The following is a 13,406-nucleotide window of genomic DNA, read 5'->3' as shown; positions in this document are numbered from 1 at the left end:
GTGAGCGGCACTCGCCTCAATGTCGAGCGGCTGGGCGATCCCGGTCACCCGGCCGTGGTGTGCGTGCACGGCCTGGTCGCGGACAACCTGGCCGGCTACTACTGCAGTGTCGCCGCCCGGCTCGTGGCAGCGGGACATCACGTGGTGATGTACGACCAGCGTGGGCACGGCCGCAGCGAACGGCCGCCCACCGGTTACCGTCTGGAGGACTTCGGAGCGGACCTCCTGTCCCTCCTGGACACCCTGGGGCTCGACAGGCCCGTGTTGGTCGGGAACTGCTTCGGCGCGGCGGTCGTCCTGGATCTCGCCGTGCACCACCCTGGCCGTCTCGCGGGCCTGGCTCTGATCGAGGCCCTGCTGCCGACCGCCGCCTGGGCGCACGCCTTGAGCGGATGGCTCACCGCGTACGCGGATGGAGTACGGGCCGTCGGCGGGATCGACCGGATCGAGAACAAGTACGGCGCCCAGGTGGCCCGGGTGTCCCGCCGGGCCGTCCCCTTGCTGCACGACACCACCCTGATCGGTGACATCGCGAAGAGCCGTACCCGGAAGACCGACGACTGGGGGGCGGTGCCCGTGCCCGTACTCGCCGTTTACGGCGGGGACTTCGGCCTCGTAGAGGCGGCGCCCGTGCTGGAGCGCGTGCTGCCGCGCTGCCGCACCGCCGTCATACCGGGCTGCGGGCACAACGTGCTCACGGCCGCCCCAGGGACGCTCGGCTCGCTCCTGCTCGACTGGCTGCGCGAGGTCCGGCCGCCGACGGTGCCGACATCATGAGCCGCTTCCTCTTCGTCGTCCCGCCGCTCGCCGGCCACATCAACCCGGCCGCCGCCGTCGCCGCCGAACTGACCGCGCGCGGGCACCGCGTCGCCTGGGCCGGCGTGCCCGAGGCAGTACGGCAGGCGGCGGGCGCCGACGTCGAGTTGTACCCCTGTCCCGTCCCCGCGGACGTGCGCAGACCGCCTGGGGCGCGCGGGGCGGAGGCGCTGAGGTTCCTGTGGGAGGACTTCCTCGTCCCGCTCGCCGAGGCCATGACCCCGGGCACCCGGCGGGCGATCCGGGACTTCCGCCCCGATGCCGTCGTCGCCGACCAGCAGACCCTCGCGGGCGCGCTCGCGGCGGAACGGGCCGGGGTGCCGTGGGCGACCTCGGCCACCACTCCGGCGGGGCTGGGCGGTTCCCTCGCCACCCTGCCCAAGGTCGAAGCATGGGTCGGCGCACAGACGGCGGGGCTGCGCGCACGTTTCGGCGACCCCGCCGCCACCCACGACCCGTGTGTCTCCCCGGACCTCGTGCTGGTCTACACGATCCCCGAGCTGGCGGGCCGCCCCGTACCGGCCCCCGGCGTACGTTTCGTGGGCCCCGCGCTCCCGTCGACCCGGCCCGCCCCGGACTTCCCGTGGGCGCGGCTCGACCCGGACCGGGACACCGTCCTGATCACCCTCGGCACCGTCAACTCCGATGTGGGCGCGCGTTTCCTCGGCGAGTGCGTGGCGGCCGTACGGCAGCGCGCGGAACGCCTGCAGGCCGTGGTCGCCGACCCCGGCGGGGTCCTGGCCGGGGTCGGCGACGACACCGTCCTCGTCCTGCCGAGGATTCCCCAACTCGCCCTGCTGCCCCAGGCATCGGCGGTGATCTGCCACGCCGGGCACAACACCGTCACCGAGTCGCTGTGGCACGGCGTCCCGCTGGTCGTCGCCCCGATCCGGGACGACCAGCCGTTCGTGGCCGAGCAGGTGACGGCGGCGGGGGCGGCCGTACGGGTGCGGTTCGGCCGCGCCGACCGCATACGGGTGGGCGCGGCGCTCGACGCCGTCCTGGACGGGCCGCACCACTGGGACGCCGCCCGCCGGCTGCGCGGCCGCCTGCGGGCGGCCGGGGGAGCGCGGGCGGCCGCAGGCCATCTCGAAGCGCTGGCGGCCCGCTAGCGTCCCGCGCGCGGTCAGGCGAAGGCGTCGGCGACGATCGCGGCCGCGTCCGCGACCAGCTGGTCGTCGCCCTTCTCCTTCTCGCCCTTCTGCGGCTTGGTGCTCAGGACGGACAGCACGATGGGCTTGCGGCGGGGAGGCCGGACGATGCCCACGTCGTTGCGGGTGCCGTAACTCCCGCTGCCCGTCTTGTCGGCGATCTGCCAGCCCTCGGGCAGGCCGGCGCGGAAGGTGTCCTTGTTCGTGGTGTTGGCGAGCAGCCAGCCCTCCAGTCGCTTCTGGTCGGCGCAGTCCAGCGCGTCGCCGAGGACGAGGCGCTCGTAGGTGCTGCCGATGGCCTCAGGCGTCGTGGTGTCGGTCTTGCGGTCCGGCTCCGCCGAGTTCAGGTACGGCTCGATACGGGTGAGATTGGTCGTCCGGTCGCCGATCGACTCGCAGAACCGGGTGATCGCGTCCGGGCCGCCCAGCTCCTGGAGCAGCAGATTGGCGGCGGCGTTGTCGCTCTGGGTGATGGCGGCGTCGCACAGTTCGCCGACGGTCATGCCGTTCGCGAGGTTGTGCGGCTTGCCGGTCTCCGGGTACCAGCCGGAGGCCTTGGCGTACTGCTCGGTGTAGTGCAGACGTTTGGCGAGGAACCCGCCGTCGCGGTCGAGGTCCCGCAGCACGGCGGCGACCGCGATGGTCTTGAACGTCGAGCACATCGGGAAGAGTTCGCCGGCCCGGTACCGTATGGTCGCGCGGCTGCCCGTGTCGTGGGCGAACACCCCGAGGCGTGCGCCGCGTTCGGCCTCCAGCGCCCGCAGGCGTCTGACGGCGGTGTCCGTCCGGGAGGCGGCGAAGGCGGTCCCGCTCGCGCCGAAGGACATCGCGGCGGCCAGGGACGCCCCGGCCCCCACGGCCAGGACCGCGCGGCGGCTCGGGCGTGCTGCCTTGGTCTCCACAGTCGCGTCTCCTCTTTCTCTGCTGTCCGGTGCCGTCCTGTCGGTGGGCTTCTGGCGTCGACAGGACACGGCTCAAGACGCCACAAGTTCTTCACTGGTTCCACTTCCTTCTCTTACATCCCGGTTTCTCAGTCGCGTCGGGCGAGCAGCCGGTAGGCGTTGGAGAAGCCGACGTGCCGCAGGAGAGGGCCCGCCAGCACGTCGAGGCCGTACGCCGCCACCACGAGCGGCGCCGCGCCCGCCCACATCAGCTTCCGGACGTGCCGGGCGGTGGCGGACGGCGGTTGCGGGTGCCAGGGGGCGTCGTCGTAGGGCAGCAGCCGGGAGAGCAGGAGCAGAAGGGCGCAGAACAGTTCCAACGGCTTGTGTGCCGCCCCGCGTTCCGCTGTCACCACGGTGAAGCCGCTTTCCTCCAACGCCCGGCGCAGATTACTCATCGGCATCAGGTGCAGGTGCTGGGGCTGGAGCCATGGCAGCCACCAGCGGCCCAAGAGTCCGGCGAATGCCGACTCGGGGTCGGGCACCTCGATGTGGAGGAGCCCGCCGGGTCGCAACGCGGCACGGGCGGCCCGCAGTTGCGCGTGCGGGTTCGGGGTGTGCTCCAGGTAGTGGTGCATGCTCACCGTGTCGTACCGCTCGGCGAGGGACGGCGCCAGCTCGGTGAACGACCCCCGCAGAGCCCGCTCGATCCGCCCTTCCCGCGCGGCGGCCTCCACCCCCTCGCCCTGGTCCAGGCCCTCGAAGACCGTCTCCGGGAACACGTCCTTGGCCGCTTGCGGGAAGAACCCGTACCCCGTGCCGACGTCCAGCCAGCGAGCGGGCGCGATGGACGGCCGCAGCGAGCGCGCGACCGCCCTGTGACGCCTGGTGCTGCCCGGGGCGCCCAGGATGCTTCGCGCCAACTCCTCGCCCAGCCCGTCGTAACAGTCCCGGTAGTAGAACTCCAGCCCTTCCTCGGTGAGTTGCGGATTCTGGAAGTGATGCCCGCACGAGAGGCACCGGTCGACGACGAACGTCCCCGGCTTGTTCTGCAGCAGATCGCGCGTACGCACCCGCTCACGCAGCCGTCCCGAACCGCACCACGGGCACATGGTGCGGCGGGGTGCGAAGAAGCGTTCCACGCCGGAGGCGAGGTCCTTCTGGTAGCGGGGGCGGAGGGCGGCGATGGTCTCGGCTCGCGTCATGGTCACGCCGTGTGCCGTACCCGGGGCCCGGACGCGCCGAGCGGATCCGTCCCGGGCTTACCCGTGTGGGTGACCGTGCCCCGAAACCGGGACCCGGACGGGCAGGCGCGGACACCGGCGCGCCCGGAGCCGCCCGCGCCGCCCTGCCGCGTGCGCACGCCCGGGTCGCCGCCCCGGCGCCGTCCGTTCAAGATGAAGGGGACGCCCAGTGAGGAGTTCCGCCATGACATCCGGTGCCCCGCCCCCGCCCATGCGGGTGTTCGTCCTCGCCGGCTCGTTCCGCGCCGGTTCCCTCAACATCAAGCTGGCCTCGCTCGTCGCCCGGCTGATCGAGGAGGCCGGGGCCGATGTGGAGGAGGCCCGCATCGGCGAGTTCGGCATGCCCGTCTACGACGGCGACCTGGAGTCGGCCGGGGGCATCCCGGCGGGCACCCGCGCCCTGTGCGAACGGCTGGAGAAGTGCGACGCGTTCGTCATCGCCTCCCCCGAGTACAACGCCTCGGTGCCCGGCGGGCTCAAGAACATGATCGACTGGGTGTCGCGGACCAGCCCCCAGCCCTTCAAGGACAAACAGACCATGCTGGTCTCCGCCTCGCCGTCCATGGTCGGCGGCAACCGCGGACTGTGGGCGCTGCGCGTCCCGCTGGAACACCTGGGCAGCCGCGTCTACCCCGACATGTTCAGCCTCGCGTCCGCGCACGAGGCGTTCAAGGAGGACGGGAACCTCTTCAAGGACGACCTCCAGGAGCGGCTGCGCGAGACACTCACCTCGTTCCTGCGGCTGGTCGAGGCCGACACCCGGTACGTGTGCCTGCGCCGCCGCTGGTACGAGTTCCTCGGCGACCAGACCGGAGCCCATGTCACCCAACGCGCCGAGGGCTGAGGGCAAGTCGGGGCCGGGTCGGCGTCGGGGCCGCGGCGGCTCAGGCGGCGAAGCGGCGCACGTAGCGCTTCTGCCACGGGGTCTCGACGGCGCGCGCGTCGTAGTGCCGGCGCACGAACTCCACGGCCCGCTCCGCCGGTACGCCGTCGAGGACGGCAAGGCAGGCCAGCGCCGTGCCCGTTCGGCCCCGGCCGCCGCCGCAGGCGACCTCGACCCGCTCGCCGGCGGCCCGTTCCCACGCCCCGGTGAGCACGGCGCGGGCCCGCACGGGGTCCCCGGGCAGCCGGAAGTCCGGCCACAGCAGCCAGTCGGCCTCCCACGGCACGTCCGGCGGCCGCTTGCCCAGCAGATGCACGGCGTAGCCGGGCACCGGCCCCGGCGGCAGCGGACGCCGCAGCGCACGCCCCCGCACCAGCCGCCCGGAGGGCAGCCGCAGCACCCCAGGCCCCTCGGAGTCCCAGGTCTCGTTCACCCGTTCACCGTAACGGCCGGGCGGCCCGTCGGCGCGCGCCATCGCCGACCCCGCCCGCCTCCGGCGCGGTCGCGGCGCCCCTGCGGTGACGGGCCCGCCCGGCGGATAATGGAGGCACAGGGCCACCGCGGCCGGTTCCCCGGTGGCCGGGACCGCGTTCCGGCGGCGCCCGCGCGGCGCGGGCCGGGGCCTGGGTGACGGGACACGAGCGATGGGCGGCTCGCTTCCACTGGGCAGGATCTTCGGCATTCCGCTGCGGGTGCACTGGAGCGCGCCCGTCCTCATCGTCTTCCTCAGCCTGGGCCTGGCCGGCGGCACCCTGCCGGCCTGGGTGCCCGGGCACTCCGCGACCGTCTACAGCCTGGCCGGACTGGCCGGTGCCGTCCTGCTGGCCGCGAGTCTGCTGCTGCACGAGTCGGCGCACGCGGTGATCGCCAAGCGGGCCGGGATCCGCGTCGAGGACATCACCGTCTGGGGGCTGGGCGGGGTGACCCGGCTGGGCCGCGCCGGCACCCCGCGCGTGCAGTTCGCCGTCTCCGTCGCCGGGCCGCTGACCAGCCTCGTCCTGGGCGGTCTCGCGCTCGCCGCGGGCTTCGGCACCGGGCACGTGCTGCGCTGGACGCTGCCGGCGGCCGTCCTGGTGTGGGCGGGCTGGGCCAATGTGTTCCTGGGCGCCTTCAATCTGCTGCCCGCCGCGCCCCTGGACGGCGGGCGGATCCTGCAGGCGGCCCTGTGGTGGCGCGGCGGCGACCGGTTCAGGGCCCAGCGGATCGCCGGCCGCTGCGGACAGGCCGCCGGGTTCGTGCTCATGGCCCTGGGCTGGCTCGCCCTGACCCGGGGTGCCGGCTCCGGGCTGTGGCTGATGCTCGTCGGCGGCTTCGTCGGACTGTCGGCCGCGACCGAGGTACGGCAGGCCGCGCTCGTCTCCGCGCTGGAGGGCGTACGCGTCGCGGACGTCATGACGGCGTCGGCGCCCTCGGGACCCGACTGGCACACTGTGGACCGTTTCCTCACCGAGGTCATGGCGCACACCGACCGTCCGGCGGCCGCCCTCTACGACTTCGAGGGCCGCCCCAGCGGACTGGCCGAGCGCATGCGGCTGTCGATGGTCCCGGCGTCCCGGCGGGAGGAGGTGCGCGTGCGCGACGTGGCCGTCCCGATCGCCCAGTGCACCGTCGCCGCACCGCAGGAAGAACTCGTCGCGGTGCTGGAGAGGGCCACACCGGCCGCGCGGCTGGCGATCCTCGTCGTCGAGGACGGCCGGCTCGCCGGCGCCGTCACCGCCCAGGACATCGACCGCTTCGTGCGCCACCGCGAGCGGGAACGCGCACAGGAACGCGAGCACCGTGACGGACCCCGGTGGTGACCCGTTCGGCGCCGCCCGGACGACCGGCCCGTGCCCCGGGCGTTAGGCTGCCGCTGCGGGACCCACCGGATCGAGAGGGCGTAGGGCGCCATGGCCGACGAACCGCCGCAGGAGCATCGCATCGTGGTGGGCGTGGACGCCTCGCCCCCCTCCAAACGGGCCCTGAACTGGGCCCTGCGGCAGGCCCGTTGCACCGGCGCCGTCGTCGAGGCCGTCCTGTGCTGGTCCCACCCGGCCGTCTTCGGCGGGTCCATGACCAAGGCCGACCCCGTGCTCGACCACGCCGCCGAGGAGGCCCTCGCGCAGACCGTCGCCGAGGCCGTGGCCGACGACCCGAAGGCCGAGGTCCGCCAGAGCGTGGTCCCCGGCAACGCCGCCGAGATCCTCCTCGAACGCGCCCGTGGGGCCGACCTCCTCGTCCTCGGCCACCGCGGCCACGGCGGCTTCCAGGGCGCCCTCCTCGGCTCGGTCGGCCAGCACTGCGTCCAGCACGCGCCGTGCCCGGTCGTGGTGGTGCGGGGCGACAACTGACGGGTGTTCGCGGCTGCTTGAGCGGAAGACCGGGGCGGCTGCGGGTCGAACGCGCCTGTGCCGAGGGGTAGTTGGCGGTGGTTCCGGACGGAGCCGTCAGCGTCCCCGCGCCGCGGCGCCCTCCAGGTGGCGGGCCCTGGCCCGGCCGGCGGGCGTGATCGCGAACGAGCCGCCGTTCAGCGGACCCGGCGCGTAGCCGTCGCTGGTGAGCGGCACGGGGCTCGGGCTGAGGCCGCCGAAGGGCTTGCCGTTCACGGTGATGTTCGTGAAGTCCACCTGCTGGAAGTACGGGTAGCTGTGCACCGGTGACTCGATGACCGCTTCCGCGCTGGCGTTGTGGGCGTTGCCGACGGGCGGGCTCACCGTCTCCGTCCAGCCGCGCGTGTTGTCCTTGAGGGTGATGGTGTAGCGGCCGCCGCTGAACGGGAAGGAATTGCCCTGGAAGACGACCGAGGCGGTCATGCTGTCGCCCTCGGCGATGGGATCGCGCCAGTACACCGGGTTCGCCGGGTACATCTCGTACCAGCCGGACAGCTCCGGGGTCCCGCTGGAGCAGTCGATCTGCACACCCGTCTGCTCCACGGTCGACGAGCCGTAGCCGTCCAGGCCGAGCCAGATGCCGAACAGGGAGCCCACCGGGGCGCAGGTGACATGCGGCTGCACCCAGGAGCCGGAGATGCTCGTGTAGTGCCCCTCGGCCGCGTAGCCGCCCCAGTTGCTGCCCTGGAAGATGTCGCCGGGCTTGCCGCCCGGCCCCGGGCCCGGCCCGAAGGCGGTCGGCGCCGGGGCGGCACCCGTCGCGGCCGGCTCGGGGGAGAGCGTCAGCGCGGCGCCGCTCAGGACCGCCGCCGCGACGGCACCCAGCCTTCTCGCGTTCATCCTGAGGTGCATGACCGTCCCCCTTCCATCGGCGGGCCGCCCTGCGCGTCGCGTGGTCGAGGGCCCCAAGGACAACGCCCAGGACAGCGCACGGACATAAGAGACAACAGCGGCCACGCGAGCATTCACCCGAAAGAGAGGCAAATATGGGCAGATTGGTGCGGAGTGTGCTGAGCTCGTTCCGACAGGTGTGACCCGGGCACAGCCCGAACTCCGTTCGCGCCGCCCGCGCGAGGGGGCGTCGCGGGCCCATGTCGCCGTGCTCCGCGTGGAGTTGACGGCCGTACGCGCCTGTGTGCCCGCCGCCCGCGGCGTCCGCCCGGTCCCGCGACGGGACGGACGGACCCGGCGGATGACCCTGTTGCCACAGCCGACGCGCGCTCCGCGCCCGGCCGTGATGGCATGGGGATCTCCCGAGCGCACGTCCGGCGGGCCGGTCGGGTCCCGCCGTGCCTACTCCCGGAGGAACCCCCATGGACACACAGCGCCAGCGGCTCCCGATGGCCGTCGCCGCCCTCGTCACGGTGACCGGGGCCATACTCATGGCCCCCGGCACCACCACCGGGCAGGGCGCCACCCGCCCCGTGGCCCACGCCTCGGCACCGAGCCCCCAGGCCGTACCCACCGCGTCCGCGTCGGCGTCCGCACCCGCGCTCCCCGCGGTCGCCGTCGAACCCGACTACAGCCTGGAACGCACCGGAGCCCTGCACTTCAACAACCTGCAAGTGGACCACGGGGTCAACATCACCTGCCCCGACGGCTACTACGTCGTCGTCGACGGCGTCCTCACCCAGGACAGGACCGACGCCCCCGGCCGGCTCGTGCCCAAGACACCCTGCAACGGCAAGAGCCAGGCGAGCATCATGCGCTTCCTGTCCCTGGTGCCCCTCACGTCGGGCGACGCCCGCGTCAAGGACACCATGGTGATCTGCACGATCGCCGTACCGCACAACTGCCTGCGGCCCGTGCACCGCAGCGCGAACGTCACCCTCAGCGACGGCGCCGCCAAACCCCCGAAGGGCTGACCTCCGGGGGCGGGGCCGGGCGCGTCACACGCCCGGGCCCGGCCGTCACCGTCGCGGACCGCGCCCGTACCGGTGCAGCGCCCAGCCCGGCAGACCGAACCAGCACAGCACCAGCCACGCCAGCACCCCGCCCACCAGCCACGGAACCGCCGCGCTGCGCAGGGCGATCCGCAGGACCAGCAGCAGCGCCGAGGCCATCGTGGCCAGCAGCAGCACCACCCCGGTCATCGTCAGCCGCGCGGCCCAGGCGACGGTCTGCGGCTTGAGCCGGTGCCCGCTGACGATCCGGTGGAAGGAGACCGGGCCGACCAGCGCCCCCGTCGTGGCCGCCCCCAGCACGACCGTGACCACATAGATGGCCCGATCGGTGTGATCCAGCGTCGCGAACCTCGGGGTGAAGACCACCATCAGCAGAAAGCCGAAGAGGATCTGCACGCCGGTCTGGGTGACACGCACCTCCTGCAGCAACTCGGCCCAGTGCCGGTCCGCACGCTCCTCCACCGACTCGACGCGGCCCCGCCGCGCCCCGGCCCCGGACCGCTCCGGACCGTACGGCCCGGACGGGCCGGAGGGACCACCGGGTGTGCCGTTCTCCGCCATACGCCCTTCCCTCACCCTGTCCCGGGCCGCTCGCGGACGACCTCCGCGGCGGGCTTGTCCTCGCGCAGCCCCAGAAAACGCGGATGGCGCAGCTGACCCGCAGGCGTCCACTCCGTGAAGCCGACCTGCGCGACGAGCTCGGGACGCACCCAGTGCGTCCCCCGCTCCGCGACCTCCTCGCAGAACGGCGAACGCTCCCGGACCAGACCGTCCAGCCGACGGCGCAAGGAGCGCAGCAGGGCGTCCGGGAAACCCGTGCCCACCTTCCCCGCGTACCGCAGCCGCCGGCCCTCGTAATAGCCCAGCAGCAGCGCCCCGAAACCGGCACGGCTGCCCGCCGGATCCGTGAAACCACCGACGACGAACTCCTGCCCGGCCGAGCACTTCAGCTTCAGCCAGTCCCGGGAACGGCGGTGGACGTACGCGGAGTCCGCCCGCTTCGCGATCAGCCCCTCCCAGCCCCGGGCACAGGCCGCCGCCAGCAGCTCCGCACCGTCCCCGAGCCGGTGCGGGGTGAACCGCAACGGAGCCCGGAACCGGAACGCGTCCCGCAGCAGCCCCTTGCGCACCCGCAGCGGCAGCCCGGTCACATCGACCCCGTTCAGGCTCAGCAGGTCGAAGACGTAGTACACCACCGCCACCCCGCTCGCCCGCGCCCGCGCCGGATCGGTGATCTGCATCCGCCGCTGCAACCGGGCGAAATCGGTCCGTCCGCCGCTCAGGGCCACCACCTCGCCGTCGACCGTGAAGTCACCGCACCGCTGCGCCTCCAGGGCGTCGACGAGCTCCGGATACGTCCGGTGCAGCGGCTGCCCGCTCCGCGAGACCAGCCGTACCCGCTCGCCCCGCCGCGTCCCCAGCACCCGCACTCCGTCCAGCTTCCGCTCGAACACCCAGCCCGCGCCGACCTCCCGCCGCCCACCGGCCGTCGCCAGCATCGGCTCCCCGGCATCCCCCTCCCGCGCGACCCGCAACCGCCCCCGCTCCTCCTCCCCCAGCCGGCCGAGCAGACCACTCACGACCCACCTCCCCGGACGGGGGCCTTCACCACGCGCCGCGGTGCGTACCGGTACACGCATCACCGTGACATCACGCACCCGCCGGCGCAGGGTGGGGACCGCCGATCGGAGGTGACCCCCTCAGCGGCCCGGCTCCCCGGCCCCCAGGGCCGCCGCCAGTTCCGCGCGGCCCCGTACCGCCAGTTTGCGGTAGACGCGGGTCAGATGCTGCTCGACCGTGCTGCGGGTGACGAACAGTGCGTCGGCTATCTCGCGGTTGGTGCGGCCGAGGGCGGCGAGTTCGGCGACCCGGCGCTCGGCCGCGCTGAGGTCCTCGGCGGTGGCCTGCGCACGGGGGCGGGAGGCCGTGGGGAGGCGGGCGCGCAGTTCGCGGGCGCGGGCGTGGAGCCAGGTGTTGCCGGGGCGCGGGCGGGAGAGTTCCGCGTCGAGCAACTCACCCGCTTCCTCAGGCCTGTTCAGACCGATGAGCGCCTCGGCGGCGGGCACGCGCCACGACACGTACGACGGCAGGTCCAGGCGCCACGCCGCCATCAGGTCCCGGCACGCGTGGAAGTCGCCGAGCGCCGCGTGGTGACGGCCCACCGACAGGTGATGGCAGCCACGCGCCTGCAGATAGTGCAGCGCGGGCAGGGAACGGAACATCGCCTCGGGCACGGCGACGCGGAAGCACTCCGCCGCCGCCTCCGTGTCGCCCTGCGCCGTGCACGCCAGCGCCTTCGCCGCCAGCGGCACGCCCACGGCGACGCCCCACGCGTCCGGGCGCACCAGCGTCAGCGCCTCGTCGGCCCGGCGCCGTCCCAGGTCCGGGTCGCCGACGCGGCAGTGCACGGCCGCGCAGGCGGCCGCGAACAGCGCCCGTACCGTCGGCGTACGGCCCCGCGCCTCCCGGTACAGCAGTTCGCACCAGGCCGCCGCCCGGTCCAGACGGCCGGCCTGGACGAACGACGCGAGCGCGGCGACGGCCGGGGCCACCGGCGGACGGTGCAGCACGACCCCCTGCAACAGCCGTTCCGCCGCCTCGACCGTCCCGTCCTCCGGCCGGTCGGCGAGCAGCGCCCGCAGCAGCGTCGCGCCGTCCGCCTGCGCGTCGATCGCACCCACCCGGCCCGCCTCCCCGTACGCGGACAGGCCGTGGTGGCGTCCGCCGGGGACCGGGTAGGCGCGCGCGTACCAGACGCGGACGGTCTCCAGCCGGTCCCGGCAGTCCTCCGGAAGGTCTGCGGCCGCCGCGTCCAGGTCCCGCAGCACGTCCTCGGCGTCGGCCGGCCTGCCGTGCCACAGCAGGTGGCCGGCGAGGTCGACGCCGCAGCGGGCCGGCAAGTGGCCGTCGTGGTGGGCCCGCAGCAGCGCGTCGAGGTGCCTGCGGGCCGTGGCGGGGTCCATCTCCCATTCTGCTTGCGCCAGTTCGGCCCGTACGGCCGCCCGTACGCGCCCGTCCGGCGCGCACGCCTCGTACGCGGTGCGCAGGCAACGCACCGCCCGCTGCCCGTCGTTGGCGCGCAGCGCCTGCCCGGCGGCCTCCCGCAGCGTCCGGGTCGCCCAGTCCTCGGGCACCGGGCCGGCGGCCACGAGGTGGTGGGAGACCTCGGCCGGATCCGCCCCGTCCTCGTACAGGAAACGGGCGATCTCCCGGTGCGCCGCGGCCCGTTCGGACGGCGGCGTCTCCGCGAGGACGACGTCGCGCGCGGCCTCACAGCGGTACCGGCCGGCCTCGGTGAGCCCCACGGCGTCCAGGACCGCCACGCCCCGCGCGTCCCCGGCCAGCCGCACGATGAGGGCGCCGACCCGGGACGGCGTGGCCGACGGGCCCAGCGCGGCGAGGACACCGGCGCTCCGCAGCGCCTCCGGCCCGAGCCGGCCGAGAAGACGGCGCACGGCCGCGGCGAACGCGGGGCCGGGTACGGGGGCGGGTCCGCCGGCTCCGCCGAGGCGCCGGGCCCGGCGGGCGCCGGGGATTTCGGACGTGAGGGAGGGGGTCGTGTCGGCGTCTTCGGCCAGCGCGTGCAGCAGCAATGGGCTGTCGCTGGTGAGTCGTTGCCATGCGGGGGCGGTCGTGTGCGCCTGTGCCCGGCGGGCGTCGGGGGCTTCGGAGGCGGGGGAGAGGGCCGTGTCGGTGCCCTCGTCCAGCGCGTGCAGCAGCGACGGGTTGCCGCCGGTGGGCTGTTGCCGTGCGGGGGTGGCCGTGTGTGCCTGTGCCTGGCGGGTGCCGGGGGCTTCGGAGGCGGGGGAGAGGGCCGTGTCGGTGCCCTCGTCCAGCGCGCGCCGCAGCGACGGGCTGCCGCCGGTGGGCTGTTGCCATGCGGGGGTGGCCGTGTGTGCCTGTGCCTGGCGGGTGCCGGGGGCTTCGGAGGTGGGGGAGAGGGCCGTGTCGGTGCCCTCGTCCAGCGCGTGCAGCAGCGACGGGTTGCCGCCGGTGGGCTGTTGCCGTGCGGGGGTGGCCGTGTGTGCCTGTGCCTGGCGGGTGCCGGGGGCTTCGGAGGTGGGGGAGAGGGCCGTGTCGGTGCCCTCGTCCAGCGCGCGCCGCAGCGACGGGCTGCCGCCGGTGGGCTGTTGCCATGCGGGGGTGGCCGTGTGTGCC

The 13,406-nt window shown here is 74.4% G+C and carries 13 protein-coding genes; 6 read left to right on the top strand and 7 right to left on the bottom strand.

What is annotated here, in order from left to right:
• Complete coding sequence (locus ACFP1Z_RS30520) at positions 1-777, top strand: alpha/beta fold hydrolase (protein ID WP_390320959.1); 777 nt, start codon at positions 1-3, stop codon at positions 775-777.
• Positions 774-1,928, top strand: a complete 1,155-nt coding sequence (locus ACFP1Z_RS30515) for a glycosyltransferase (RefSeq protein WP_390320958.1) — start codon at positions 774-776, stop codon at positions 1,926-1,928. The genes ACFP1Z_RS30520 and ACFP1Z_RS30515 overlap by 4 nt, the downstream gene beginning before the upstream one ends.
• Positions 1,929-1,942: 14 nt before the next feature.
• Here the strand turns inward: ACFP1Z_RS30515 and bla are convergent, their stop codons facing one another.
• Both bla and ACFP1Z_RS30505 read right to left on the bottom strand, forming a co-directional pair.
• A complete protein-coding gene (bla, locus tag ACFP1Z_RS30510; protein WP_390320957.1) occupies positions 1,943-2,869 on the bottom strand; it encodes a class A beta-lactamase in 927 nt (308 codons plus the stop codon).
• A 128-nt stretch (positions 2,870-2,997) separates the two neighbouring features.
• Positions 2,998-4,053 carry a class I SAM-dependent methyltransferase gene (locus ACFP1Z_RS30505; protein WP_390321013.1) on the bottom strand — a complete coding sequence of 352 codons (1,056 nt, stop codon included), beginning with the start codon at positions 4,051-4,053 and terminating at the stop codon, positions 2,998-3,000.
• 223 nt (positions 4,054-4,276) lie between these two features.
• Here ACFP1Z_RS30505 and ACFP1Z_RS30500 point away from each other — a divergent pair, with 223 nt between their 5' ends.
• The gene (locus ACFP1Z_RS30500; protein WP_390320956.1) at positions 4,277-4,936 is read left to right on the top strand and encodes an NADPH-dependent FMN reductase; all 660 of its coding nucleotides are present in this window, start codon (positions 4,277-4,279) and stop codon (positions 4,934-4,936) included.
• Between the two features lie 40 nt (positions 4,937-4,976).
• Here the strand turns inward: ACFP1Z_RS30500 and ACFP1Z_RS30495 are convergent, their stop codons facing one another.
• Positions 4,977-5,408: a phosphatase domain-containing protein gene (locus ACFP1Z_RS30495; RefSeq protein WP_465269295.1), complete on the bottom strand. Its 432-nt coding sequence runs from the start codon at positions 5,406-5,408 to the stop codon at positions 4,977-4,979.
• Between the two features lie 211 nt (positions 5,409-5,619).
• Here ACFP1Z_RS30495 and ACFP1Z_RS30490 point away from each other — a divergent pair, with 211 nt between their 5' ends.
• Together ACFP1Z_RS30490 and ACFP1Z_RS30485 are read left to right on the top strand one after the other, a co-directional pair.
• Complete coding sequence (locus ACFP1Z_RS30490) at positions 5,620-6,774, top strand: site-2 protease family protein (protein WP_390320954.1); 1,155 nt, start codon at positions 5,620-5,622, stop codon at positions 6,772-6,774.
• A gap of 90 nt (positions 6,775-6,864) precedes the next feature.
• Positions 6,865-7,305, top strand: coding sequence for a universal stress protein (locus tag ACFP1Z_RS30485; protein ID WP_390320953.1), 441 nt, complete (start codon positions 6,865-6,867; stop codon positions 7,303-7,305).
• A gap of 96 nt (positions 7,306-7,401) precedes the next feature.
• On the opposite strand, the gene ACFP1Z_RS30480 is transcribed toward ACFP1Z_RS30485, so the two are convergent.
• A complete protein-coding gene (locus ACFP1Z_RS30480) occupies positions 7,402-8,196 on the bottom strand; it encodes a G1 family glutamic endopeptidase (RefSeq protein ID WP_390320952.1) in 795 nt (264 codons plus the stop codon).
• Positions 8,197-8,657: 461 nt separating this feature from the next.
• Here ACFP1Z_RS30480 and ACFP1Z_RS30475 point away from each other — a divergent pair, with 461 nt between their 5' ends.
• Positions 8,658-9,209 (top strand): hypothetical protein, encoded by a 552-nt coding sequence (locus ACFP1Z_RS30475; RefSeq protein ID WP_390320951.1) that lies wholly within the window; start codon positions 8,658-8,660, stop codon positions 9,207-9,209.
• Positions 9,210-9,254: 45 nt separating this feature from the next.
• On the opposite strand, the gene ACFP1Z_RS30470 is transcribed toward ACFP1Z_RS30475, so the two are convergent.
• From ACFP1Z_RS30470 to ACFP1Z_RS30460, 3 genes are all read right to left on the bottom strand, one after another.
• On the bottom strand, positions 9,255-9,809 hold the full coding sequence (locus tag ACFP1Z_RS30470; protein ID WP_390320950.1) for a DUF6328 family protein: 555 nt from the start codon (positions 9,807-9,809) through the stop codon (positions 9,255-9,257).
• A gap of 11 nt (positions 9,810-9,820) precedes the next feature.
• A complete protein-coding gene (gene ligD / locus ACFP1Z_RS30465) occupies positions 9,821-10,828 on the bottom strand; it encodes a non-homologous end-joining DNA ligase (protein WP_390320949.1) in 1,008 nt (335 codons plus the stop codon).
• Between the two features lie 120 nt (positions 10,829-10,948).
• Positions 10,949-13,406: LuxR C-terminal-related transcriptional regulator (locus ACFP1Z_RS30460; protein ID WP_390320948.1), on the bottom strand; the 2,458-nt coding region annotated here is incomplete at its 5' end.

This window comes from Streptomyces gamaensis, assembly GCF_042656465.1.
GTDB lineage: Bacteria > Actinomycetota > Actinomycetes > Streptomycetales > Streptomycetaceae > Streptomyces > Streptomyces gamaensis.
Note: the sequence above shows the minus strand (reverse complement) of the source record. Positions and strands in the feature narration are given on the sequence as shown.

Excerpts from the sequence above, each read along its gene's own strand:
- ACFP1Z_RS30515 (WP_390320958.1), top strand. The coding sequence starts at position 774 with ATGAGCCGCTTCCTCTTCGTCGTCCCGCCGCTCGCCGGCCACATCAAC.
- ACFP1Z_RS30505 (WP_390321013.1), bottom strand. The coding sequence starts at position 4,053 with ATGACGCGAGCCGAGACCATCGCCGCCCTCCGCCCCCGCTACCAGAAG.
- ACFP1Z_RS30500 (WP_390320956.1), top strand. The coding sequence starts at position 4,277 with ATGACATCCGGTGCCCCGCCCCCGCCCATGCGGGTGTTCGTCCTCGCC.
- ACFP1Z_RS30490 (WP_390320954.1), top strand. The coding sequence starts at position 5,620 with ATGGGCGGCTCGCTTCCACTGGGCAGGATCTTCGGCATTCCGCTGCGG.
- ACFP1Z_RS30485 (WP_390320953.1), top strand. The coding sequence starts at position 6,865 with ATGGCCGACGAACCGCCGCAGGAGCATCGCATCGTGGTGGGCGTGGAC.
- ACFP1Z_RS30480 (WP_390320952.1), bottom strand. The coding sequence starts at position 8,196 with ATGCACCTCAGGATGAACGCGAGAAGGCTGGGTGCCGTCGCGGCGGCG.
- ACFP1Z_RS30475 (WP_390320951.1), top strand. The coding sequence starts at position 8,658 with ATGGACACACAGCGCCAGCGGCTCCCGATGGCCGTCGCCGCCCTCGTC.
- ACFP1Z_RS30470 (WP_390320950.1), bottom strand. The coding sequence starts at position 9,809 with ATGGCGGAGAACGGCACACCCGGTGGTCCCTCCGGCCCGTCCGGGCCG.